18 protein-coding genes are annotated in these 25,126 nt (G+C 49.2%); all 18 read left to right on the top strand.

Translation table 11 applies throughout. From position 1 onward, the window contains the following. Positions 1 to 43: 43 nt before the first annotated feature. The 18 genes from OHJ21_RS09055 to OHJ21_RS08970 all read left to right on the top strand — a co-directional run bounded on the left by OHJ21_RS09055 (position 44) and on the right by OHJ21_RS08970 (position 25,121). Entirely contained in the window at positions 44 to 982 is a 939-nt protein-coding gene (locus OHJ21_RS09055) for an ABC transporter permease (RefSeq protein ID WP_207797462.1), read from the top strand. Positions 983 to 996: 14 nt separating this feature from the next. After that, a complete protein-coding gene (locus OHJ21_RS09050) occupies positions 997 to 1,887 on the top strand; it encodes a carbohydrate ABC transporter permease (protein ID WP_100537347.1) in 891 nt (296 codons plus the stop codon). 21 nt (positions 1,888 to 1,908) lie between these two features. Further along, the gene (locus OHJ21_RS09045; RefSeq protein ID WP_486019867.1) at positions 1,909 to 3,483 is read left to right on the top strand and encodes a type 2 periplasmic-binding domain-containing protein; all 1,575 of its coding nucleotides are present in this window, start codon (positions 1,909 to 1,911) and stop codon (positions 3,481 to 3,483) included. 544 nt (positions 3,484 to 4,027) lie between these two features. Beyond that, positions 4,028 to 5,176, top strand: coding sequence for an enolase C-terminal domain-like protein (locus tag OHJ21_RS09040; protein WP_486019866.1), 1,149 nt, complete (start codon positions 4,028 to 4,030; stop codon positions 5,174 to 5,176). A 177-nt stretch (positions 5,177 to 5,353) separates the two neighbouring features. Further along, a complete protein-coding gene (locus OHJ21_RS09035; RefSeq protein ID WP_486019865.1) occupies positions 5,354 to 6,160 on the top strand; it encodes a class I SAM-dependent methyltransferase in 807 nt (268 codons plus the stop codon). 290 nt (positions 6,161 to 6,450) lie between these two features. Further along, complete coding sequence (locus tag OHJ21_RS09030) at positions 6,451 to 7,839, top strand: aminotransferase-like domain-containing protein (RefSeq protein WP_486019864.1); 1,389 nt, start codon at positions 6,451 to 6,453, stop codon at positions 7,837 to 7,839. Positions 7,840 to 7,958: 119 nt separating this feature from the next. Beyond that, positions 7,959 to 9,080, top strand: coding sequence for a flavin monoamine oxidase family protein (locus OHJ21_RS09025; RefSeq protein ID WP_100537342.1), 1,122 nt, complete (start codon positions 7,959 to 7,961; stop codon positions 9,078 to 9,080). Further along, on the top strand, positions 9,071 to 10,042 hold the full coding sequence (locus tag OHJ21_RS09020; RefSeq protein ID WP_486019863.1) for an alcohol dehydrogenase catalytic domain-containing protein: 972 nt from the start codon (positions 9,071 to 9,073) through the stop codon (positions 10,040 to 10,042). The genes OHJ21_RS09025 and OHJ21_RS09020 overlap by 10 nt, the downstream gene beginning before the upstream one ends. Positions 10,043 to 10,066: 24 nt before the next feature. Continuing rightward, a complete protein-coding gene (locus OHJ21_RS09015; protein ID WP_207797461.1) occupies positions 10,067 to 11,374 on the top strand; it encodes an MFS transporter in 1,308 nt (435 codons plus the stop codon). A gap of 291 nt (positions 11,375 to 11,665) precedes the next feature. Next, positions 11,666 to 11,842 carry a hypothetical protein gene (locus OHJ21_RS09010; protein WP_486019862.1) on the top strand — a complete coding sequence of 59 codons (177 nt, stop codon included), beginning with the start codon at positions 11,666 to 11,668 and terminating at the stop codon, positions 11,840 to 11,842. A gap of 47 nt (positions 11,843 to 11,889) precedes the next feature. Next, positions 11,890 to 12,852: an ABC transporter permease gene (locus OHJ21_RS09005; protein ID WP_411830408.1), complete on the top strand. Its 963-nt coding sequence runs from the start codon at positions 11,890 to 11,892 to the stop codon at positions 12,850 to 12,852. Between the two features lie 24 nt (positions 12,853 to 12,876). Beyond that, complete coding sequence (locus OHJ21_RS09000; RefSeq protein WP_009595429.1) at positions 12,877 to 13,761, top strand: carbohydrate ABC transporter permease; 885 nt, start codon at positions 12,877 to 12,879, stop codon at positions 13,759 to 13,761. Positions 13,762 to 13,885: 124 nt separating this feature from the next. Next, entirely contained in the window at positions 13,886 to 15,481 is a 1,596-nt protein-coding gene (locus tag OHJ21_RS08995) for an extracellular solute-binding protein (RefSeq protein WP_486019860.1), read from the top strand. A 304-nt stretch (positions 15,482 to 15,785) separates the two neighbouring features. Further along, positions 15,786 to 18,128 carry an AraC family transcriptional regulator gene (locus tag OHJ21_RS08990; RefSeq protein ID WP_326113547.1) on the top strand — a complete coding sequence of 781 codons (2,343 nt, stop codon included), beginning with the start codon at positions 15,786 to 15,788 and terminating at the stop codon, positions 18,126 to 18,128. Between the two features lie 269 nt (positions 18,129 to 18,397). Then, complete coding sequence (locus OHJ21_RS08985) at positions 18,398 to 20,998, top strand: exo-rhamnogalacturonan lyase family protein (protein ID WP_486019858.1); 2,601 nt, start codon at positions 18,398 to 18,400, stop codon at positions 20,996 to 20,998. A 74-nt stretch (positions 20,999 to 21,072) separates the two neighbouring features. After that, the gene (locus OHJ21_RS08980; protein WP_486021019.1) at positions 21,073 to 21,807 is read left to right on the top strand and encodes a DUF1961 family protein; all 735 of its coding nucleotides are present in this window, start codon (positions 21,073 to 21,075) and stop codon (positions 21,805 to 21,807) included. 57 nt (positions 21,808 to 21,864) lie between these two features. Further along, positions 21,865 to 24,132, top strand: coding sequence for a rhamnogalacturonan lyase (locus OHJ21_RS08975; protein ID WP_486019857.1), 2,268 nt, complete (start codon positions 21,865 to 21,867; stop codon positions 24,130 to 24,132). Between the two features lie 191 nt (positions 24,133 to 24,323). Next, positions 24,324 to 25,121, top strand: coding sequence for a polysaccharide deacetylase family protein (locus tag OHJ21_RS08970; protein ID WP_326120877.1), 798 nt, complete (start codon positions 24,324 to 24,326; stop codon positions 25,119 to 25,121). The last annotated feature ends 5 nt before the right edge of the window (positions 25,122 to 25,126 follow it).

The following is a 25,126-nucleotide window of genomic DNA, read 5'->3' as shown; positions in this document are numbered from 1 at the left end:
TCGTTCACGTGAACGGTGGTTATTAGGAAGGTGGGCGATAGGCTTGAAACTTGTTAATGCAGGTGTTCATCACAAAAAGAAAGGACTGCTTGCCGATTGCATCAAGCACAGAAATCTTTTATTTATGATTTTGCCCGGTATACTCTTCTTTTTAATCTTTAAGTATGCGCCAATGTACGGAATACAAATTGCGTTCAGAGATTTTAAGTTCAACAAAGGTATTACAGGAAGTACATGGGTAGGGCTGCAGCATTTTTACGACTTATTCGCGCGCCCGAGCTTCAAAGAAGTTTTTGTTAACACGCTACAAATAAGTACGCTTAAACTTATTTTCGGATTTCCTGCTCCCATTATTTTCGCCTTACTCTTAAATGAACTCAGATTGGTTAAATTCAAAAAAGCAGTTCAAACCATCAGTTATCTTCCACACTTCGTTTCATGGGTAATCCTTGGCGGTCTATTCCTACAGTTACTTTCACCAACTACAGGTCCTCTAAATATATTGCTCAAGGAATTGGGGATGAAGCCTATATATTTCTTAGGGGATAATGGATGGTTTGTGAGCACGTTGGTTGTTACAAGCATTTGGAAAAGCATTGGCTGGAGCTCGATCGTTTACCTTGCGGCTATTGCGGGGACCAACTCCGAACTGTATGAAGCAGGTAGTCTTGATGGTTGCAACCGCTTTCAGCTTGCCAGGTATATAACAATCCCAGCCATCATGCCGATCGTTACCATTATGTTCATTTTTGCTGTTGGCGGCATCGTTGCAGACGATTTTGATCAGATTTTCAACCTCTATTCTCCAGCCGTATATAAAGTTGGCGATGTGCTTGGTACCTACACCTATCGAAATGGAATCGAAGGCATGGATTATAGTTTTGCAACGGCAGTGGGACTGTTTACCAATATTGTATCTTTGATCATGCTTTTCGCTGCTAATTATTTTGCGAAAAAATTCAGCGAATACGGAATTTGGTAAAGGAAGTGGGCAAAATGAACAGTTCTAACCGAATAAAGAAGAGCATCGGAGAGCATGTTTTTGATTCTCTCAATGTCGTATTCATGATGGTATTGTGTTTTACTACAATATATCCATTCTTGTATCTGCTCTCTCTATCCTTAAGCAGTGGGAACATCTCATTAACGAAAATCCACTTGTTCCCTCCAGAGTTTTCGCTTGCAAATTATGAAAGCGTTTTAAGCTATGGATATATAAAAACGGGTTTTATGAATTCGGTTATGCGTGTTGTTCTTGGAACAGCGTTAGAACTGTTTTTTTGTTTACTTACGGCTTACCCGCTTGCAAAAAAATATCTTCCCTTGAGGAATTCATGGACCGGAATCATTGTATTTACGATGTTTTTTAGCGGGGGGCTAATTCCAAGCTATATTCTCATAAGAGAACTGCATTTAATGAACTCAATATGGGCGTTAGTTCTTCCCAATCTGATTCCCGCTTTCTCGATGATTCTGATTCGAAATTATATCATGTCACTTCCTGATAGTATCGAGGAGTCGGCAAAGATAGACGGTGCAAGTGAATTTACCATTCTTTATAAAATCATTGCGCCAATGATTACTCCAATTCTTGCGACCGTTGCATTGTGGTCAATTGTCGGACACTGGAATGCATGGTTTGACTCGCTTCTATATTCAACGTCTCCCGAGAAGCAAGTATTACAAGTTGTTATGCGAAACATTATTCAACAGGGGGATGTAACTTTAGAAGCCGGTTCAACCTCCACAGTGCTCTCTGGCAGCGTTAATCCAACAACAATAAAGGCTGCTACGATCATGATCACTTCGTTACCCGTAATCGCCATTTATCCTTTTTTACAAAAGTATTTTGTTAAAGGGATTATGGTGGGTTCTTTAAAGGGATAAAAATTAAGGGGAGTGAAACGTATGAATAATTTAGTGGCGCTAAAAAAGAGCATGGTACTTATTCTTTGTGCTGCAATGCTGGCATCGTTCACAGCTTGCAATAATAATGAAGTAAACAAAAGGGCAAACGAAGAAGCATCAAATTCGTCAGAATCCGCAACTCCAAACGTTGATAAGAAAATAAACATTTCTTGGGTGGGCTGGAGCAGTCCTGTTCATGACAAAGGTGAAATTGTCAAAGAAATTGAAGAAAAATTCAACGTTGACATTCACATGGTAGATGCTAGTGATGGAACCGCATTTGACGTCAAAATCGCAGCTGGAGAAGTTCCCGATGTCTTTCCGCTTGACTTCTCAAAATACCAAAAATTCATTGATGATGAAATTGTAGGTGAAATTCCATATGAGTCAATTGAAAAATATGCCCCGAATTTATACCAAGCTTATCAAACGGAAGTACCAACCTATATGGATTTGACGAAGATGGGTGACAAAAACTATGGACTCGTTGTACCTAATCCAGAAAGCGGGAACTTTAGGCCGCTTGTTGTTTGGAGAGGTGATTGGCTTGAAAATGTAGGCATCACAAAGGTTCCAGAATCATTATCTGAGTTTGAAGATGCCATGTATAAATTCACAAACAATGACCCCGATAAGAATGGAAAAAAAGATACGTACGGTTTGTCTGAATCGATGATGCAAACCGTTTATGGCGCATACGGTTATCTTCCAACATCATGGACAAGAAAGGATGGAAAGCTCGTTTACGGCGCTGTTCAACCTGAAATGAAAGAAGCCTTGAAAGTTTTGGCAAAGTGGTACAGGGACGGTGTGCTTACGCCAGAATTTATCAATGGCGAGAATAAGGGAGGAGACTGGTCGATCGCTACTGATTTTGTTAACGGTATTATCGGTGTAACCAGCTATGCGGATTATCTGTACTGGAAACCAGCACAATCAGCCGGCGATCGAGAGGGTTCTAACATTATGGAAATGAGAAAAACAATGCCGGATGCTGTTGACAAGCTTGTCTACGGCAAACCTGTCGCGGGTCCGAACGGTAAGAAAGGTCTTAATATGAGAAATTCGCTCCAAGGCAGATTTATTGTATTCGGTAAGCAAGTGGAGAAAGATCTGGATAAGCAGGCTCGTATCTTAAGTATTTTGGATTACTCCTCATCTACTTATGAAGGTTATATGCTTACTCGTTACGGCAAGGAGGGCGTACATTACAACATGAAAGATGGATACCCTGAGGCGATCGCGCCTTACTCTGATTGGAATGAAATCGTTAAAATTGGCGGCGGAGCAACGTTCAACAATGCAATTTGGCTGCCGTCCATCATTCAGAAGGTTAATCGTGAATACGCATGGGGCCATGCGCTTGGAACACTCCAAAGTGACGGTATTATGAATGAAGTCATCTTACCGCTACCATCCGCTTCAAAATATCAAGCGGAAATTGACAAAATCAGATCAGAAGCCTATGTAGATATGATTACGGGGAAAAAACCAATCGACTACTTCGACACATTTGTTGCAAACTGGAGAGCGGCAGGCGGAAGTGTTCTTGAAGAAGAAGCAGCAGCAAAATAGTTAGTAGTCAAGCCGTGGCATCAACAAGGGTTGTTTCTTCCGGAACAGCCGGGTGCCGATTTCTTCTGGTGGGGGACTGGTTCTGGTCATAGACGACGTATCTTGTTCTTCCTAGTGTAAAGAAAAAATTATCCTTTACAGTTTATAACTAAATAGGAACGATCGATGGCAGCCGTTCAAAACAATCGGCGTTTGTCGGACGACAAGAGCATATAGACATTGAAAGCCGCATAAGTTGCGGTTTTTTTGTTTTTAACACAGTCGAGTTCCGGAGTTTTGAATCACAAAAAGCCGGATTCATGGATCAAATCTAGAGCAACACATTATCGAAAATTTAACTAACCATGCACACGAGGCGGATTGTGTTGGGGACAGTGGGAAACAGCAATTAATATTGGCAAAAGTGGATCAATTCAACTTTTATTACAGATTTCCAATTGATGAGGAATTTTCTTATCCACTAACAGTATAATTCTATAATATGGTATTCTACTTACGAATCAAATCGGGACATGAAACCGTCGAATCGGTTAAGGAGGATCCTATGAACATTACGGGTATGCAATCTGATTGGAAAGTGGAAAAAATCGAATTCGCGAGGTTAACGGGAGAGCGAGCCAGAAGCGCCGGGGCCAATGGTCGAATCGGCATTCATGGCAAAGGCTGCACAGTGGATATCGCGAGAATTACGATCGATGGACAAACAGGTTACGGTAGCTCGATTCATATAACACCGGAATGGGCGGAAGATCTAATAGGTCGCCGATTGCTTGACTTATTCGATGATCGGGGCAGACTACGCGAAGCGTATCGATTGCAATTGGAATATCCCGTGTTCGATTGGTTAGGAAAGAGACTAGGCAAACCAGTGTATGACTTGGTGTCGGGTGCCCATTTGGAAAAGGGAGTCCCATTGGTTGTACCCTGCTATGATACCTCTTTATACTTCGACGATTTGCATTTGCCCGATGAGAAGACCGCAGTTGCGTTGATGAAAGAAGAAGCGATGCAAGGTTATGCGAAGGGCCAACGTCATTTTAAGATTAAGGTTGGCCGAGGCGGACGCCATATGCCACTCTGGGAAGGGACGAAACGAGATATCGCAATCGTTCAAGGGATCTCCGAAGTGGCAGGTCCCGCAGGCAAGATCATGATCGATGCGAATAATGCATATAATTTGAACTTAACCAAAGAGGTCTTGGCGGCTTTGGCGGATGTGAATCTGTATTGGCTGGAAGAAGCGTTTCATGAGGATGAAGCCTTGTACGAGGACCTGAAGGAATGGCTCCGGCAACGTGGGCAGAATGTGCTCATCGCGGATGGGGAAGGGCTTGCATCCCCCCATCTTATTGAGTGGGCGACCCGCGGCCGTGTCGATGTGCTGCAGTATGATATCATCTGGCCCGGTTTCACGCATTGGATGGAATTAGGCGAGAAGTTGGATGCCCATGGTTTGCGGTCTGCGCCTCATTGTTACGGCAATGCTTATGGTATTTACGCGTCAGGACATTTGTCAGCCGCAGTGCGGAACTTCGAATTTGTGGAATATGACGACATTACAATTGAAGGAATGGATGTATCAGGCTATCGTATCGAAAACGGAGAGATTCATATTCCGGCAACGCCTGGTTTCGGAATCGTCTTCGACGATGAACTTGTAACAAACCTTGTAAAGCGATCCGGCTGGTCCTAAGAAGCCGTTAATAAGCCAGAGAATATAATGATGTTGGACTACAAATTTCTATTATATTATGGATAAGCGCTGTTGCGATGCAAGAGCGCTTATTCGTGTGGCTGCATATGTCGGACGACAAGAACATGCACACTCTATAAGTCGCATTATGATGAGTAACGAATAAGGAGGAATATAATGAACCTGAAGAAGGACGACAAGATATTGCGCAAGTCATTTGAGCAATCCGCGAGCTATTATCAAAGGTCGCGTCCGGATTACCCGGAAGAATTGTTCGATGAATTAATTCAGGCGGCCAATTTGCATGCAGGTGATCATTTGTTGGAAGTGGGCTGTGCTACAGGTAAGGCTACTCTTCCGTTAGCCAGGCGTGGATTTAAAATCACGTGTGTAGAACTTGGTGCTGAGCTCGCTATAGTTGCCCGTCAAAACCTTGTCGGCATGGACGTCGACATAATCACGGGAAGTTTCGAAGATTGGCAGCCAGAGATGGAGAGAGAGTTTGATTTGGTATTCGCTGCAACGGCTTGGAAATGGGTTGATCCCGAAGTTCGATACATCAAGGCATGGCAAGCCCTTCGTCCAGGCGGACATCTGGCATTTTGGAACGCAGATCACGTTTTTCCAGAGGGTGGGGACCCATTCTTCCGTGAAATTCAAACCGTGTACTATGAAATCGGCGAGGGTAAATCAGTAGAGCATAACGAATGGCCGCGACCAGGAGAACTACACGAGCAAAGATATGAGATTGAGAAAAGTGGGCTGTTTGAGGTTGTTCACGTTAGACACTTCGACTGGGAGCGCATTTATCATGTTGATGAGTACATTAAACTCCTCGAAACCTTTTCCGGACACATCCTTATGGAGGAGTGGAAACGCGACAAGCTCTTCAATGAAATCCGAATTCGCCTTAATAGCCGTCCAGAAAAGTCGGTTCGCCGCCATTGGGGCGCTGTTCTCCATGTCGCCCTTCGAAAGGATTGACACACTATTGGCTTCTTTAGCCGTCGAGGGACAAGATTATAGTCGCATTAGAAGTCGCCTAGATGGTGGCTTTTTTTGTTCCTTTTGCCGTAAAGGGCGAGAGCAATTAAAAAGTTTACTGGATACATGGCGGTTGTGGTGCAGGCAAGCCTATAATGACAAAGAAATTTGTTGATAACATCCCAGGTCTCCTCTTTTCGGGGGAGGTAGTGTAATAAAGGGCCCAAGGGTATAATAAAACATACCTTGTTTCTATAACTAGCGAAATATGAAAAAGGATGCCGATGATCATGCCGATTAATTCGTTTGAAAACTATCCAATGAGTTGGAAACCAACGATTGATAAAAATCAAAAACCCATTTATAAAGCACTCGCAAGGCAATTGTATCAGGATATTGTAAACGGAGTTTTATTACCAGGAACAAGACTTCCCTCGCAGCGTGAACTGGCCGATTTTTTAGACTTGAATTTGAGCACGATATCAAAAGCGTTTAGGATGTGTGAGTTGAAAGGCTTGTTAAGTGCAGCAGTTGGTAGTGGAACATTCGTATCGTACGATGCGTTATCGAATGCGTATTTACTCGAAGACGCAAAGCCGAAACATTTAATCGAAATGGGAGCAACGCTGCCAGATAATGCTTCATACGAGCCGTTGCTGCTTCAACTGAAGAGCATGCTGCAAGAAACGGATTATGCAAAGTGGTTTGGCTATGGTCGGGCAGGCGAAAGCCTCTGGCAAAAGGACGCAGCTATTAAGTTAATCCGAAGAAGCGGCCTTGAAACAACAGTTGATCGTATTTTATTGGCTAATGGTGGTCAAAACGTGATAGCGGCCACACTAGCAAGTCTATGCAAGCCTGGAGACCGCATTGGTGCCGATCCTCATACTTACCCTGGCTTAAAAACAGCTGCAGCGATGCTCAGTATCCAGATTGTACCGATAAAGTCGGTGAACAATGAAATGAGTCCGACCGCTTTGGAATATGCGTGTAAAAATGACAATATTAAAGGTATTTACTTAATTCCAGATTATCATAATCCGACAGCTAGCACGATGTCTGTAGAGAATCGCAAAAGGATTGCAGCACTTGCTAAACAGTATAATCAGTTCGTGATTGAGGATGCGGCTTACAGTCTCCAATGCGAAAAACCGCTTCCAGCAGTCGCGTCCTTTGCGCCAGAGCGGGCCATCTATATTGCGAGTTTATCCAAATCCATCGCACCGGGGTTGCGACTAGCTTATGCAGCCGTTCCGGATCCCTTTAAGGAGCCAATCTCGAAGGCGCTATATAATTTAAATGTATCCGTTTCGCCGTTATTTGCTGAACTGGCAGCGCGTACGATTGTATCCAATCAATTCGAAAGCTTAATTCATGGGCACCGGGAACAAGCCATTCGCAGAAACCAAGTCGTAAACCGATATTTGGCAGACTATACGTGCTTGGGGGTTGAAACAGGTATCTTTCGTTGGCTGCTGTTACCAGGCATGATCTCAGGCGCCGAGTTCGAAAGGCTGGCAGCACAGCAAGGGGTACAAGTGTATGCGGCTGATCGATTCGTTGTGGGGAATAGCTCCCCAGAGCGGGCTGTAAGGATTGCTGTCTGTGCACCAGAAACACTTGAAGAACTAGAGGAAGGATTAAGGATTCTTCAACGTTTACTTCAAGAGCTGACTTAATAGAAAAATTGTTTGCCATACAATTATAATATTGTGTGGTTTTTTTGTGCGTGTTATGATGGGGCAAATCTAGTTACAGGGTAGGGAACAGCCCTTTTTGCAGGAAAAGAGGACACGATATGAACAATCAAGTGGTTATTGTTGGAGCTGGATTAAGCGGCCTTCGGGCTGCTTCTCTACTTCATGTGAATGGCATCTCTTGCAGGGTGCTCGAGGCTAGAGACCGGGTTGGCGGCAGGGTCTTGAGCACTTCTGTTCTAAATCGGCCGGAGTTGGGCAAGTATGACCTTGGACCGACATGGTTCTGGCCGCAGTATGAGAGCAAGATTACCAATCTGATTAAAGAACTAAACTTAGGAACCTTTATTCAGTATACCAATGGGGCGATGCTGCTGGAACGGCTGCATAACGAAACACCAGAGCGATATATGCTCCCAGACAACGGAAATGCAAGCTCTTTCCGATTAACAGGAGGCATGCAATCACTTATTGATGCATTAGCGGATGCGATACCTCCCGGGACAATCGAGTTAGGAACACGAGTTAGAGCTTTGGGGCTCGATAAAGGTGGTGCAATCACGATTGAAGCAGAGCTTGCAGATGGAGAGAGAAGACAAATTTCAGCAAGCGCGGTGATCCTAGCCCTGCCGCCTCGGATTGTAGCGCGACATATGGAATTCTCGCCGCCACTTCCTCCAGAACTGATTACTGATCTTGTCAACAAACCTACGTGGATGGCAGGACAGGCCAAGGCAGTTGTCATCTATGATCGTCCGTTTTGGAGAGAACTGGGGCTCTCCGGTTTCGCGTCGAGCCGGGTCGGACCCTTGCAGGAAATCCATGATGCTTCTCCTGATAGAGGCTCCGCTGGAGCGCTATTCGGTTTCTTCGGAATACCAGCAAAAGTACGCCATGAGCTGGGGCAGGAGGAGTTGAAAAAACGAGTCGTTGGCCAATTGGTTCGGATGTTTGGACCCTCGGCTCATCAAGTAAGCGATTTTCTTTACAAGGATTGGTCAGAAGATGACGAAACCGCTGTTGAAGAAGACTTCAATCCGCTTTTAAATTATCCGGAATACGGTCAACCGTCGGTAGTTGGGGGATGGGAGAAGAAAGTCTTCTTTGCTGGTACAGAGACGAATTCGCAATTCGGCGGGCATTTGGAAGGAGCACTTCGGTCAGCTGAAAAGGCAGTTTCAGAGATTTCCAAATGGATAGGAGGTAATGAACGATGGACGTGATGAATGCCATACAAATTCCGTCCAAAGGGGAAAAAATGAGATTAGTGAAGATCCCAGTGCCACAGCCTGGTGATGGGCAAGTACTGCTCCGAGTAGAAGCGTGCGGAGTATGTCATGGAGATTCGGTCGCGATTAGAGGGGCTTCCCCAGAATATCCCCGCATTCCAGGCCATGAAGTCATTGGTAGAATTGTGCAGTTTGGCGCCGGTTCGACGAAGTGGAACATGGGTGATCGTGTGGGCATTGGATGGCATGGTGGGGACAACCACGTAACAGGCCTGACCATCAACGGCGGTTACGCTGAGTATATGGTTGCCTATGAGGATAGTTTGACAAGCATCCCGGATGAATGGTCCGCAGTAGAAGCAGCACCGCTTATGTGTGCAGGTGAAACAACATTTAGTGCACTTAGGAATAGTAAAGCTCGACCTGGCGATCTTGTAGCTATTCAAGGCATTGGCGGACTAGGGCATCTGGCGGTTCAGTACGCCCAGAAAGCGGGGTTCCGAACGGTCGCGATTTCGCGCGGGAGTGACAAAGAAGAACGGGTACGTCAACTTGGAGCGCATCACTACATTAATTCAGAGATGGAAGATCCAGCTTTGGTGCTGCAGGCTTTAGGAGGAGCCAAAGTCATTCTTGCGACTGCGCCAAACGCCAAAGCGATCTCTTCTCTAATCAGCGGGCTTGGATCGGATAGTGAGCTCATTATTGTAGCTGGCTCGGGTGAGCAACTGGGATTTTCGGCAAGTGATTTCTTAAAAGGGCAGATGACGGTTAGAGGCTCCTTTACTGGACATGCTCAAGAAATTCAGGAAGCCGTTAACTTTAGCATGCTTACGAATGTACGGCCTATAGTCGAATGCTTTTCGCTAGAACGCGCAAGCGAGGCCTATGACAAAATGTTGTCGGCATCCACCCGGTTTCGAGCCGTTCTCCATATTTATGAAAGCAATTTATAGAAACAGTAGAGGTGGAGTTCATACATGTCGATCCAGACGGCTTCCGTTACAGAAAAAATAGAAAGCATGGGAGAATCACTGAGGCCCTATGTGGATTCCCCCGAGAAGCAGCGTCAGTTGCACAAAAGAACGATGATTATCGTAATTGTCTCTCAAATTTTTGGCGGGGCGGGATTGGCTGCGGGCATCACGGTAGGGGCGCTGCTTGCACAGGATATGCTCGGAACGGACAGCTATGCCGGCGTTCCGACCGCATTGTTTACATTAGGCTCTGCTGCCGCGGCCCTAATCGTCGGTCGCTTGTCCCAACGCTTAGGGCGTCGTGCGGGGCTGGCTGCCGGCTTCTTAACAGGCGGACTGGGTGCTGCAGGCGTTGTCTTGGCAGCCGTCCTCCATAATATAGCGCTGCTCTTTCTTTCGCTGCTGGTTTATGGAGCAGGGACGGCAACCAACCTGCAGGCAAGATACGCCGGTACGGATCTGGCACTTCCGACAAGACGGGCCCAAGCCATTAGTACGGCGATGGTCTTCACGACCTTTGGTGCGGTTGCCGGGCCGAATCTTGTAAATATGACAGGCCGGATAGCGACTTCTCTTGGCGCTCCTGCGTTATCCGGTCCATTTATGCTGGCAGCTATCGCGTATATTGTAGCAGGATTAGTACTGCTCATTTTTTTGCGGCCTGATCCTTTAATCGTGGCCAAAGCCATCACAGAGGTTCAAATTGCCAAAGATATTCAGAATAACGCTCAACCATCGCATACTTTGGAGGCGAGTGTTAATAAACGGGGGATCATCGTTGGTGCGTCGGTGATGGTGCTAACCCAGGTTGTTATGATTGGCATTATGACCATGACACCGGTTCACATGAAGCATCACGGACACGGACTAGGGGAGGTTGGCATTGTGATCGGAATCCATGTTGCAGCCATGTATCTACCATCGCTGCTAACGGGTGTTCTCGTTGATAAGTACGGAAGATTGCCAATGTCCTATGCCTCCGGCATTACTCTGCTTTTGGCGGGTTTACTAGCTGCATTTGCACCCGGAGACTCTATGGTACTGCTCATTCTTGCGCTTGCGCTTCTCGGATTGGGGTGGAACTTTGGCTTAATTAGCGGGACAGCAGCGATAGTCGATGCCACGCCTCCGCAAATACGTGCGAAGACTCAAGGAACTGTGGACGTGCTTATCGCTCTGGCTGGTGCATCCGGAGGTGCTTTGTCGGGCATGGTTGTAGCTCAGTCCAGTTATTCGACACTCTCCTTGGCCGGAGGATTTCTATCCCTGCTTCTTATTCCAGTTGTCTTGTGGTCCCGGAGAAAAGAGTGATGACAGAGATTCAAAAGCTGTATGCGTTGAAACGTCAATAAAATGGAACGCTTATTATTAAAATAGCCCGGCATGCCGACGCAGAGCGCGGCCAAATGTAACCAAACGCATCAGATACACATGTTCCAAACGGGCATCTATATCATAAAAAGCAAATTATAGAGTCCATCGTGGACTAGCATATGGAGTCGCCATCAGGCGGCTTTTTTGTTTTCAGTGATAAGAGCTTTCCGAGCTGAGGACAAGACTAAAATACCAGAGCGGGAATATCAACTACTCGAAGAGGGGCCGATGTTCGAACCACGGTTGACCCGAATGGACGCCATCCAACCGTTTTATACCGAGCTATCCACGTCTTACCACTCGTTTGCCGACTTTGCACTTTCTTTAAAAATGCCGAATACCAAGGCTTTTTTACTCTTCAAAAATGTCTCATTGCCGGAAAAGAAAGCGCTGCTGCATAATTAGGCCACACCGCTCGCGAGGCGATGAACGACATATGGAGGTGGAGACTGATGAAGCAAGCTACGGCTCGAAGGGATTTCCCGCAACCGTTCAAGCGGGCGGATCACCGCACAAGCTTCGCGGCAAGGCTTCGCAGGGACAAATGGCTATACCTGTTGCTGCTCCCCGGCTTGCTTTATTTTTTGGTTTTTAAATATGTGCCGATGTGGGGGGTCATGCTGGCATTTCAAAACTATCAGCCGTTTACCGGATTTTTGAAAAGCGAATGGGTGGGCTTTGAGCATTTTCGCCTGTTTTTTAACAATCCCGAGTTTTTGATGCTTCTGCGTAATACGCTGTTGTTATCATTTTATAATCTCATCTTCTTTTTTCCCGCTCCGATTATATTGGCACTCCTGTTAAACGAGGTGAGGCTTTCCTTCTTCAAGCGCACGATTCAAACGATGATTTACGTTCCGCATTTTATTTCGATGGTAATCGTGGCAAGCCTAACGTACGTGTTCCTAACCACGGAAGGCGGCACCGTCAACGAGCTGCTTTTCCAATATACGGGGAACAAAATCCAATTTCTGTCCGATCCGTCATGGTTCCGCCCCGTTATTATTTTGCAGACGATCTGGAAGGAATGCGGCTGGGGAACGATTATATTCCTGGCGGCGCTGGCGGCCGTTGACGTAGAGCAGTACGAGGCAGCGACGATTGACGGGGCAAACCGGTGGAGGCAAATCTGGCATATAACACTGCCGGCGATCCGCAGCACTATCGTGATTCTTTTGATTTTGCGGATGGGCAGCGTGTTGGACAATGGCTTCGAACAAATATATTTGATGCTGAATCCGCTCAATCGCTCGGTAGGCGAAGTGTTCGACACCTACGTATACGCGATGGGTATCACGCAAGGCGCTTTTAGCTACAGCACGGCTGTCGGGCTGTTTAAATCGGTTGTCGGCGTCACGCTTGTGCTCGGCACGAACTGGCTGGCGAAAAAATTCGGCGAATCCGGGCTGTACTAATAAGCAAGAAAGGGGAATCAATCTATGGCCAAGCATTACAGAACTGCGGCCGGTGTCACGTTCGACGCTGCCAATTATATCGTGCTAACGTTGTTCGGGCTGGCTGCCGTGCTCCCTTTCATTTACGTGATTGCGGGCTCCTTTGCATCGGACGCGGAGTTAACGTCAAGAGCGGTATTTTTCATACCCAAAACATTTACTTTAAATGCTTACGAGTTTATTTTTTCGACGGATACGATCATGAAAAGCATCGGCGTCTCCGTCTACATAACGGTCATCGGCACGCTCGTTAACTTGTTTTTCACGGTCACGATGGCCTATTCCTTGGCCAAGAGAGGATTGTACGGCCGGAATCTGGTGTTGAATCTCGTCATCTTCTCTATGCTGTTCGGTGGGGGGATGATACCGACTTATCTGGTCGTCAAGGAGCTGCACCTGCTTGATTCGCTTTGGGCACTCATGCTGCCTGGCGCGATCAGCGCATTTAACCTGATCATCGTCAAAAACTTTTTCCAGGAAATTCCGAAGGAGATCGAGGAGGCCGGCCGGATCGACGGCTGCTCCGAGCTTGGCCTCTTAGGGCGGATCGTGCTGCCGCTTTCAATGCCTGTCCTTGCTACATTTACGTTGTTTTACGCCGTCGGGCATTGGAACGACTTCTTTGCGGCACTGCTGTATATTAACGATCCGGAAAAATGGCCGCTGCAGGTGATGCTGCGCCAGATCGTTCTGCTGTCGCAAGCGGCCGCCGGCGATTTGAACTCGATGGACCCTAATTTTGTGAAGCCGCCGGATCAATCGATCAAAATGGCCGTGATCGTCGTCGGCACGATTCCGATCCTGTGTGTGTATCCGTTCCTGCAAAAGCATTTCGCCAAAGGCGTCCTGCTTGGCTCGGTGAAAGGCTAAAGCTTGTTTTTCCAAGTGTGTGATTCCGCCTGGCTCTGCTGTTTATACCGAGACCCACGGATTGTTTTGCTTGGAGCTCGCGCGGTTTTGCAATATGATTCTAATAATAAAGGGAGGCTATTTAATGAAGAAAAAGACAATGAAGGCGAAGCGTGCTTCCACATTTCTAATTCTAGGCACGGTTTGCATCGTATTGCTGGCAAGCTGCTCGTCCGGCAAAAACAATGGGGGCGCAGACTCTTCCAACAATTCGACGGCGGCTCCGCCTGCAAGCGCTTCCGCAGGATCGCAAGAGGCGTTTAAGCTGAACATCATGCTCCCGATTTTTAAAACGAACTATCCGAAGGACGACAGTCCCGTAGCGGCCGAGCTCGAGAAGCTGACGGGCACGGACATTCATTTCGAATGGGTGCCTAACGCTTCGTATGCCGACAAATTCAACATTACGCTCGCATCCGGCAATTTGCCGAAAATCATTTACGTACCCGACTCGAAGGGTCCCAGCTTCGTGAGCGCAGTGAAATCGGGGGCGTTCTGGGATTTGACCGACAAGCTCAAAAATTATCCAAACCTCGGCCAGGCCAATGAAGTCATCCTGAACAACTCCTCGATTAACGGCAGAACGTACGGCGTATATCGCGGACGCGAGCTTGGCCGCAACGGCGTTTATTACCGCCAGGATTGGCTGGAGAACGTCGGCCTTGAGCAGCCGAAAACGATCGATGATTTTTACAACATGCTGAAAGCGTTCAAAGAGAAGGATCCGGACGGCAACGGCAAGGATGACACCTACGGACTGGTTATGGTGAAATGGACGGCCGGCTGGGGAGCGGGCTTCGACCAGATCAAACTGTGGTTCGGTGCACCTAATGTATGGGGTGAAAGGGACGGTCAGCTCGTACCGGAGTTTGAATACGACGAATATCTCGAAGCGCTCAAGTTCATGAAAAAGCTGTATGACGAAAAACTCGTCAACCAAGATTTTGCCGTCATGGACTCGGCGAAGTGGACGGATCCGCTCGTTAACGGGCAAGCCGGCGTGATTATCGACGTCGTGGACGGAGCGGCTCGAGTTGATGACAAAATCAAGGCGGCGAACGTGGCAGCAGGTACAGACTCAAGAGAGCATTACATGGACGTGTTCGGCGCCGTAACCGGTACGGATGGACAAATTCGTACGCTGCCTACCTCCGGTTTTGCTGGCCTATTGGCCATTCCGAAGTCGAGTGTAAAGACCGAGGAGGAGGTCGACCGCATTTTGAAATTTCTAGACCAACTGAACGAGCCTGACCTGCAGACACTGACCAGCTTCGGGCTTGAAGGCGTGCATTATACAAAAATCGATGATACAACACTGGAAAGAAGCACGGATTCGGTGCTCCTCGAGTCGGAAGTCGAAGGGCTAAACCAAATGGTACCTTACATTCCGGAAGGCAAAGGACTGCAGGTGGCTCAGACGCCACTTCGATTAAAGCAAACAGAGGTCCAAATGAAAAACCGGGAAACGATCGTCACCAATCCGGCGGAGCCGTTTATTTCTGAGGTGTACTCGCAAAAAGGACAACAGCTAGGCAATATTATTAACGACGCCCGCATTAAATTCATCGTCGGCCAAATCGACGAGCAAGGCTGGCGCGATGCAATTGAATTGTGGAAAAAATCAGGCGGGGACGATTACGTTAAAGAAATCAACGAGCTGTACGCAGCATCCAAATCCTAGGTGAAGTCATTCTAAGTTACGTTCAGAGGAAAAAGAGGCCTGGTGCCTCTTTTTTCTCTATAAAAATTATCTTTCCAGGGGGCCAGCAAAGTGAATGTATCCGATAAGCAGCCAAGACACGCCTTATGGTGTTGATTTGGATTCCTCTGTTTTTTGAACAATGTACTCTGAAAATATGCAGGTTTTATGGATAGGACCGCGTTATCCTTATTAAGGAAGTCGTTTTTTTTAGTTTTATGAATACGCTTACATATCTGAAAGGGCAAAGAACCGCCTGACGAGGAAGGCAAAACTAATTTTAGATATGGTTGGTGAGCAGACGATGAATGGATGGAAGACGTTATTGGCCCGCTTATCCGGCAGATCCGGCAGCTTCTATAGGAAAAGCTTCATCATGTTCCTGTTCGTTGCCGGTATTCCCGGCATCATAACGGGGGTTCTCGTTTATTCGATGGCGGGTGGTAAGCTGGAAAAGGAGCTGTTGAAGCTCCATAATAACCAGATTGAGCAGCGGTCGCAGAACCTGAATAAACAGCTGTCCAATCTCGAAATGATGCTGGCGCATTGGGCATTCGATACGAGCTTCGATTATTCGCTCAGCGATCGCGACTTCGTGCGCGATTTCGAGAAGACCCGCGATATTACGAATACGCTGCTCGTCATGCAAGGCTCCAATACGATGATTCGTAACGTCAGCCTCTATTTGCACGGAAGCCAGCCAGTATTGTTTTATCCGGAATATTCCGCTTTGAATGACGCAAGTGTCATATCGCTATACGACCGTCTGCTCGACGCGGGAAAAACGACGTATTGGACACAGTTAACGCTTGATCCCGATCAGCCGGGAAAACGGGAATTGACGTTTGTACATCTTGTTCCCGGCGGCAGCCAAAAACCGATGGGGGCTTTGATCGTTCGCTTGGACAACGAACAAGTTGCGGAGGCGCTGCAGACCATTACACCTTATGCCGACGGCGAAAACTTTCTCATGGAGCCGGGTGGAGATCTATACGTATCCGCTAACGGGAGCTCGATCGACTCGATGTTTGTAAAGGCAGTCAGGAGCGAGGTCGAGTCAAACGGGAACACGGAAGGTTCGTTTCTTTATGAATGGAACGACAAAACCTATGCGGTCACGTACGGTTATTTCGCACGGATCATGGATAACTGGCTGTACGTGTCGGCTTCGCCGATCACCAATATTACGGCCCCGGTCGTTTTTATCTCCAAAGTCATTTTGACGGTTAGCTTGAGCGCTCTCTTGCTGGCAATGCTGCTTGCTTGGCTTGCATCGATCCGCATGTACTTGCCCGTCAAACGGCTGATGATGGATTTGCTGCCGAGTGCCTCCTTGGCGGGAGGAGGCCGGGAGGACGAGTTCACGCTAATTGAGCGGCAATGGCAGCATTTAAACAGGGAGAGTCGAGAGCTGAACGCAAAGCTGCTCGAGCAGCTGCCGCACGTGAAGGAAAGCTTTCTCCATCAACTGCTGCACGGCTATTTGTACGCCTATACGGAGGAGGATCTGCGGTCAAGGATGGAGCGTTATAAATGGCAGGTATGCGGCAAGCAGTTTGTCGTGCTGTACGTACAGCTTACCGGAATTGCGAGCATGGAAGGGAAATTCAAGTTTGGCGACGAGGGACTGGTCACCTTTGCGTCCGTCAACATGATCGAAGAGCTGGCGGATTCGTATTTCGAGCAAAGCAGCACGATCAACTTCCATGATCTTGGATCGGGAGTGCTGCTGATCTTGCCGGAAGGGGAGCCATATGCGGAAGCAATCAAATCGTTCAGCGAAGAGCTGGCACAGACGGTTAATCGATTGCTGAACATGGTGGTAACGGTGGCGATCAGCAGGGGTACCACTCGTGTGAGCGACATCCCGCTCGCATTTGAGGGTGTGAAGCACGCAGCCAGCTTCCGCAAATTCGATAACGACAACCAGATCATCGAAATGGAACAGCTGAATTTTGAGGACTCGTCCGAACCGCAGTATCCGTTTACGTTGGAAAGAGAATTTCTTCAGGCGCTTCGGACCGGGCAGGAAGCGGACGCCCATGCCTTGCTCGTCGAGTTCCAGAAAGCGCTGTCCGCTAAAGGGGCTAAAGCGATAGACGTTCAGCAGGGAATGCTTCATTTGCTAGGTTCCGTTCAGCATGCGATTCTCGTATCCGGCATTCAGCCGAATCGCCTGTTCAAGGGCGCCAATCTGTATGAGCAGCTTTCCCAGGTCAAAGAGCCTGCAGGTGCAAGGGAATGGTTCCAAGTGAAGGTGATCGCCCCCTTCATGAAGGAGCTGACGAGCAGGACGGATGGCCAGGTGAAACGGCTGATCGAGCAAGCCATGATTTATTTGCAGCAAAACTATATGCGTGACATTTCGCTCGACAATTGCGCTGAACACATCGGCACGAACCCGTTTTTCCTGAGCAAATCATTCAAACAGGTAACGGGCAAAAACTTTATCGATTATTTGACCGAGCTGCGCATGGATAAAGCGAAGGAGCTTCTTCGGGAATCGGAGATGAAAATTAACACGGTCGCCGAACAAGTCGGATATCGGCACAGCTATTTTAATCGGATCTTTAAAAAGCTCGAGGGCATGACGCCCACCCGTTACCGTGAACTAAGCCGGGCGGAGTAGGAAGTGTATTGCAGAAATAAAATCGGAGGAGCAGCCGGCAGCAGGTTCTTGATACGACCGCTGCCGGCTTTGTTGTGATGCGCAAGACCGCGAAGCACCAGGGCACTATAAGAACCCTATCGTGCAATAAAGTGCAATTCTCACGAAAACGTGCAATATAGGCCGGCGGATGTCATCAAGAAAGTGCCATTGCCGGGAAAGCTGCGGCTCTCTACAATGAGGGCGTTGCAGCAAGACGGAAACCAACAAAACGTTTAGGAGATGATTCCATGAACGACACGCGAGTCACACTGCGTTGGTTAAAGGCAGCCGCAGATATTCCGGCTGGGGTGACATGGGGAATGCCGTGGAAGGAGGGAGAGCTTTCGCGGGACGATCGCTTGTCGCTGCACATGGAGGAAGGCACCGCCCCCGCACTGCAAAGCTGGCCGACTGCTTATTGGCCGGACGGCAGCGTCAAATGGACGGCGCATGCAGCTGCTTTTCAGGCTGGTGCACCACAGGGATACTCCATCGTGAAGGGATATCCCGAACTTTTCAAGGCAGCGGCTTCGTTGTCCGTACGTGAGACGGAGGATGGCTTTACCATCGACACGGGCGTTCTTTCCTTTCGGGTACCGAAAAAGGGCAGCCAAATGATCGCGGATGTTCACCGTAATGGCGTCAGCATCAGCTCATGCGGCGAGTTGATTGCCATCAAGGAAAGCATAAGCGAGCTGACCGGCAGCCGAACGATCCGGGAAGAACGATATCATTCCCAAATCTACGAGGCGAAGGTGGAGCAGGCAGGTCCGGTACGAGCGGTCGTCAAGCTGACGGGCCGACACCGGGCCGTAAACGGAACCGGTGAATGGCTTCCTTTTTCGCTTCGCCTGTACGCTTACGCCGGTCTGGAGTCGATCCGGATCGTGCATACGTTTTTTTATGACGGCAATCCGAATCAGGATTTCGTGAAGGGACTCGGTATCCGTTTCAGGCTGCCGATGCGTGGGCCGCTGTACAACCGCCACATTCGGTTCGCAGGTGATACCGGTTTTTTAAGCGAATCGCCGAAAACGCTCCATTCGCGGCGCACAACAGGCAAATATTTGGAGCTGTTCAAGCGTCAGCTCAGCGGGGAAACGCTGACCGACGAAGACATGGACGACGAATACTTCATGAGCCTGCTGGGCGACTCCGCATGCTGGGACGGCTTTAAGGCGACACAGTTCTCAGCCGACCATTACCTGATGGCCAAGCGGACCAAGGCAGGCTGCAGCTGGCTCAAAGCCGCCGAAGGCCGCAGATCACGCGGGGTCGCGTACGTCGGCGGACCAGGCGGTGGTTTGGCTCTTGCGATCCGTAATTTCTGGCAAAAGCATCCTTCCGGCTTGGAGGCACACGGCCTTACAGAGGACGAGGCGCAGCTGACCGCCTGGTTCTGGTCGCCGGAAGCGCCGGCCATGGACATGCGCCATTACGATACGGATACGCATGTTGAGTCTTCTTACGAAGGTGCAGAAGAATTGCGTGCAACACCTTACGGCATCGGCAATACGAGCGAGCTGACGATCTGGTTCCGGACGTCGACGCCGTCGCCGGTTGAGTTAGAGGCATATGCGAGCTATAACGAATCGCCGCCGCAGCTTGTATGCGAGCCTGCTTATTTACGAAGCCAGGGCGCATTCGGCATCTGGAGCTTGCCGGACCGGGGAGCGCCCACCAAGGCTTACCTTGAAGAGAAGCTGGACGGCATCATCGCCTTCTATCAACGGGAGGTCGAGCAGCGGCGCTGGTACGGGTTCTGGGATTACGGCGATTTCATGCACAGCTACGATCCGGCCCGTCACGTCTGGAATTACGACCTCGGCGGCTGTGCGTGGCAGAATACCGAGCTGGTTCCGAACATGTGGCTGTGGCTGATGTTTTTGCGCTCCGGACGCGAAGATATTTTCCGGATGGCGGAGGCGATGACGCGCCATACGAGCGAGGTCGACGTCTATCATTTCGGTGAATACGCCGGGCTCGGCTCCCGGCATAACGTCGTCCATTGGGGCTGCGGCTGCAAGGAAGCCCGGATCGGCATGGCCGGCCTGCACCGATACTATTATTATTTGACGGGAGACGAGCGAATCGGTGACATGATGGACGAGGCAAAGGACGCTGATTATACGACCGTTCATATCGACCCGATGCGCGCCTATTTTCCGAAGGACGAGCATAAGACACATATCCGGGTCGGTCCGGATTGGGCGGCATTCAGCTCCAACTGGATGACCCGTTGGGAGCGCAAAGAGGATACGTTTTACCGCGACAAACTGCTTGCCGGCATTCAATGCATTAAACAGGCGAATTTCGGTCTGATCTCCGGTCCGACTTACGGTTATGACCCGAATACCGGCTTGCTCACGTCGATGGGCGACGACAATTGGGGCCGCCATCTGGCGTTATGCATGGGCGCGCCGCAGGTGTGGTTCGAGCTGTCCGGCATGCTGAAGGATAAGCAGTGGGATGAAATGATGGCCGATTTCGGTGTTTTCTATAATCTCTCGCAGGAAGAAAAGGATCGGATCACGGGCGGTGCGATCAACACGAAACGGTTTGAGCATCCCGTCCTGACGCTGGCCCTCGTCGCTTACGGCGCTTGGTACCGTAAGGATAAACGTACAGCCGATTTTGTCTGGTCGACGCTGCTGAAGCATCCTTTTGCCACGACCGACCTCAAGAAAGACGGAGCTGATGTTACGTACGTTGACGAGCTGAAGGAGATTGACTGGATGAACACGAACGAGGCGTCGCAATGGTCGCTGAACACGATCATTAGCCTGGAACTGATCCCCGATGCATTGCCTGACCATACAGGCTTGGCCCGCCAGGAAGCTAATGTCTAACGCAGCGCGGTTACCGCTCGTCTCGTCGCAGAAGTGCGATAACCCAGACCTGGGAAGAAAGGAGCATGAATACGATGACAACGGGTCAACCAACCGAAACAGGGGCCATGCATGCTGCTAAAAGCCCGCTTATTCCCGAAAGTTGGCGTGCGATATATGCAAACCCGTTCGCCAAGCCCGAGCATGTCGCGGATTTTCGGATGGAGGGAGAAGCAGCCGTTACGTTTCCTTTGGGACGGATGCGGCTCGAAAGCGTCCGCGACGAGGCGGAGGGACAGCGCGCCAATTTCGTGCTGTGGTGCCCGGAGGATTTTCCGGCGGACGCTGCTATCTCATGGGATTTTTGGCCGGTCCGCGAGCCGGGCCTGGCGATTATGTTTTTTAGCGCAAGCGGCACGGAAGGCAGGGATTTGTTCGATTCTTCAATTAAGCCACGGACAGGAGAATACGTCCAGTATCATCACGGCGAAATGAATGCCTTCCATGTTTCTTACTTCCGGAGGAAGTGGGCGGAGGAGCGAAAGTTTCAAACATGCAATTTGCGTAAAAGCTACGGTTTCCACCTGGTCGCGCAAGGTGCCGACCCGATTCCAAGCGTCATGGACGCTGTCGGACCATATAAGATGCTCATCGTCAAGGACGGCCACCGCATTACGTTTGCCATTAACAACCTTCCGGTTTTCTTGTGGGAAGACGACGGCGAGACGTACGGGCTTCCGATCGCTGGCGGAAAGCTTGGTTTCCGCCAGATGGCGCCTATGATTGGAGAATATGCGAATTTGACCGTTTATGCCGAAAGCAAACTGTAATTTTCACAGCGATCTCCATAATTACTGCCAAAGCCCATTAAGGAGGGGTGTCTATTTATGAAAACCGTCCATGAGCAGCACGAGTATGATGCAAAGAAGTTATCCGGGATGCAGCTGGAATATCTGAACCGGGGGTTGGTTGCAGCTGCGACAACGGAAGGAATATTTCTCAGCTGGAGATTGCTCGGGAATGAAGTGACCGGCTATAGCGGTAACGGAATGATCGGCACCCATTTTAACCTGTATCGCAATGGCGCCTGTATCGCAGCTATCCACGACAGTACCAACTATTTGGACCCCGGCGGGACGCTAACATCGGTTTATTATGTTTGTGCAGTTGTGGATGGACGGGAAGTTGACCGTTGTGCCGACGTCACTCCCTGGGTGGGTCCATACTATGAATTACCTTTGCGAAAACCGGCTGACGGAGTCACGCCGACTGGCCAAATCTTCACCTATGCGGCAAATGATATGAGCGTCGGTGATGTAGATGGCGACGGTGAATATGAGTACTTTGTGAAATGGGATCCGTCCAATGCAAAGGATGTATCGCATTCCGGCTACACCGGTCCGGTATACATCGACTGCTATAAGCTGGACGGAACGCTGCTCTACCGGATTGAGCTTGGTGTGAACATTCGGGCGGGTGCTCACTATACACAGTTTCTGGTCTATGATTTTGACGGAGACGGGAAAGCCGAGCTGATGTTTAAGTCAGCACCCGGTACAAAGGTCATAAGGTACGATCAGGAAGGAAGAGTATCCTCCGAAACCTATATAACCATGCTTCCGGAGGATATAGCTGCCGGGTACAGTCATCAGGACGACTATCGAATGAGCAGCATGGACTACTATAAGCATATTGTCCATATGTTCATGCGCTGGCACTCGCATGAGGAGGTCGTGGCGAAGCGATGGCCCTCCACGCTTGAAGAGTGCTTTGGGATCGAGCGTCGTTACAATTATCCATTGTCAAGGGAGGATGCGGAGCAGCTTGCCGATTACTTCCTCGACGTGTATGCTCCCCATCGGAGCGGGCGCAACAACTTGAGGTCATTTGAGGGATTCATTCTTGATGGGCCAGAGTATTTAACCGTGTTTCATGGACAAACAGGCGAAGAATTGGAGACGATCCACTATAAACCGGGACGACATGATGATGGCCTGATGTGGGGGGATTACTCGTGGAATCGCATTGAGCCAGGCAATCGTGTGGATCGATTTCTAGCAGGCGTAGCCTATTTGGACGGTAAACAACCGTTTGCGATCTTTGCTCGCGGCTATTATACTCGAGCTGCTGTTGCAGCCTACGCTTGGGATGGAACACGCTTGAAGGAGAGCTGGTTCGTTGACAGCGGCTGGGTTTCGATGAATAATCCTTTTCATGATACGCTTCGTCAGGAAGACGGCCGAAATGAGAATTTTGGCAGCCTCGCTAAACAAGGGGCGCATTCCTTAAGCATTGCAGATGTGGATGGAGACGGCTGCCACGAAATTATTTACGGAGCCGCTACCATTGACCATGACGGATCCATTTTATACAGCTCCCGGGGCATAATGCCACCGGAAAGCAAGGCACCTGGTAAAATCGCCAAGCTTGGTCATGGCGACGCCCTTCATGTAGCGAACGTTGATCCAGACCGGCAGGGATTGGAGATTTTCATGGTGCATGAAAGCGGCGACTCGGGACCTTACGGATACACGCTGCGTGATGCGGCTACTGGCGAGGTATTGTACGGCGGCTTCGCAATCGATGACGTGGGGCGCGGGATGATCGGACAGGTTGATCCGAACCATAGGGGTCTTCAAACATGGTGCAGCGAGGGTTATGAAAGCGATGAAGCCTTCGGTTTGAGGACATGTAAAGGAGACCAAATTGCAAAACAGATTCCGGGCACGAACATGAGTATCAAGTGGTCAGCCAACATGACAACCCAGATCATTAACGGCAGCTTTGACGAGCCTGTTACGATCGACGATTGGAAACAAGGCAGGCTGCTTACAGCAGAAGGCACGGTTTCCAATAACGGAACGAAGGGAAATCCTTGCCTTGTCGCTGACGTTTTCGGAGATTGGAGAGAAGAGCTGCTGGTCCGAACAACGGATAGCTCGGCGATTCGGATCTACCTGAGCACCGAGGTAACAGACCGCAAATTGTATACGTTAATGCATGATGCGCAGTACAGAACCGGTATCGCATGGCAGAATGTCGTATATAACCAGCCCTGCTACGCAAGCTTTTATTTTGCATCCGACATCGATTGGGCGAAGGTTCCAATCCCAAGTCTATATCTACCCCGTGTATGCGAACGTAATTGCAACTAACGACCCGTGAGGGTCATCCATGTTTGTTGATGTAAATGCTTTGGTTCGTATAGCTAGAGGGTAGACGATTCGAACTCGGGCCGTTTCTCACTGAAACCAGGTTATCCGTCTGCTGGCTCCGCTCATATCCAAATACGGAAATTTGCAGAAGTATGCCTGCAGTGGAGCATATACGCAAAGGAGGAAAGAGGATGCCGAACATTTTGATGTGCTTTCCGGAAGGGCGGCACAAAGCGTTAACGATGAGTTACGACGACGGCCGCTTCGCCGATCGGCGGCTGGTAGACATATTTAACCGGTATGGGCTTAAAGGATCTTTTCATATCAATTCCGGACTACTCGGAACGCCGGATAGGGTGGGGGCAGATGAGGTCAAAACGCTCTATGATGGTCATGAGGTGTCGGCGCATACGCTGACCCATCCGACGATCGCTCGCTGCCCGAACGAGCAAATCGTGCACGAAATCATGGAAGATCGGCGTCATCTGGAACGTATCGTGGGCTATGCGGTGCGAGGGATGTCGTATCCGAACGGCTCTTACAATCGCAGAATCAAAGAGATGCTGCCGGGTCTGGGCATAGAATATGCAAGAGTCGTTGCCGGTTCAGGGCATTTCGGAATGCCGGACGATTTTCTGGAATGGCAGCCGACATGCCATCATAATCGTGAGCTGATGAAGCATGCGGAAACCTTCGTCAGCTTGCACAAAAAGCAATACCTGTATCTGATGTACGTATGGGGCCACAGCTACGAATTCGATAATGATAACAATTGGGAGCTTATGGAACAGTTCGGCACCTATATGGGAGGCCATCCGGATATTTGGTATTGTACAAACATTGAGTTTGTTGATTACGCCAAGGCATTCGAAGGACTGAAGTTTGCAGCTGACTTGGATTTCGTCTACAACCCTTCAGCGTTAAGTGTTTGGTTGAACGTGGACGGAGAGATCGTCGAAGTGAAAGGCGGCAAGCAAATCAAGTTGTAATGAGA

It is taken from the genome of Virgibacillus sp. LDC1 (assembly GCF_025792345.1).
In the GTDB taxonomy this organism is placed as follows: Bacteria; Bacillota; Bacilli; order Paenibacillales; family Paenibacillaceae; genus Paenibacillus_AQ; species Paenibacillus_AQ lautus.
The sequence above is the reverse complement of the archived record's forward strand: the minus strand, read 5'-3'. Positions and strand labels throughout refer to the sequence as shown.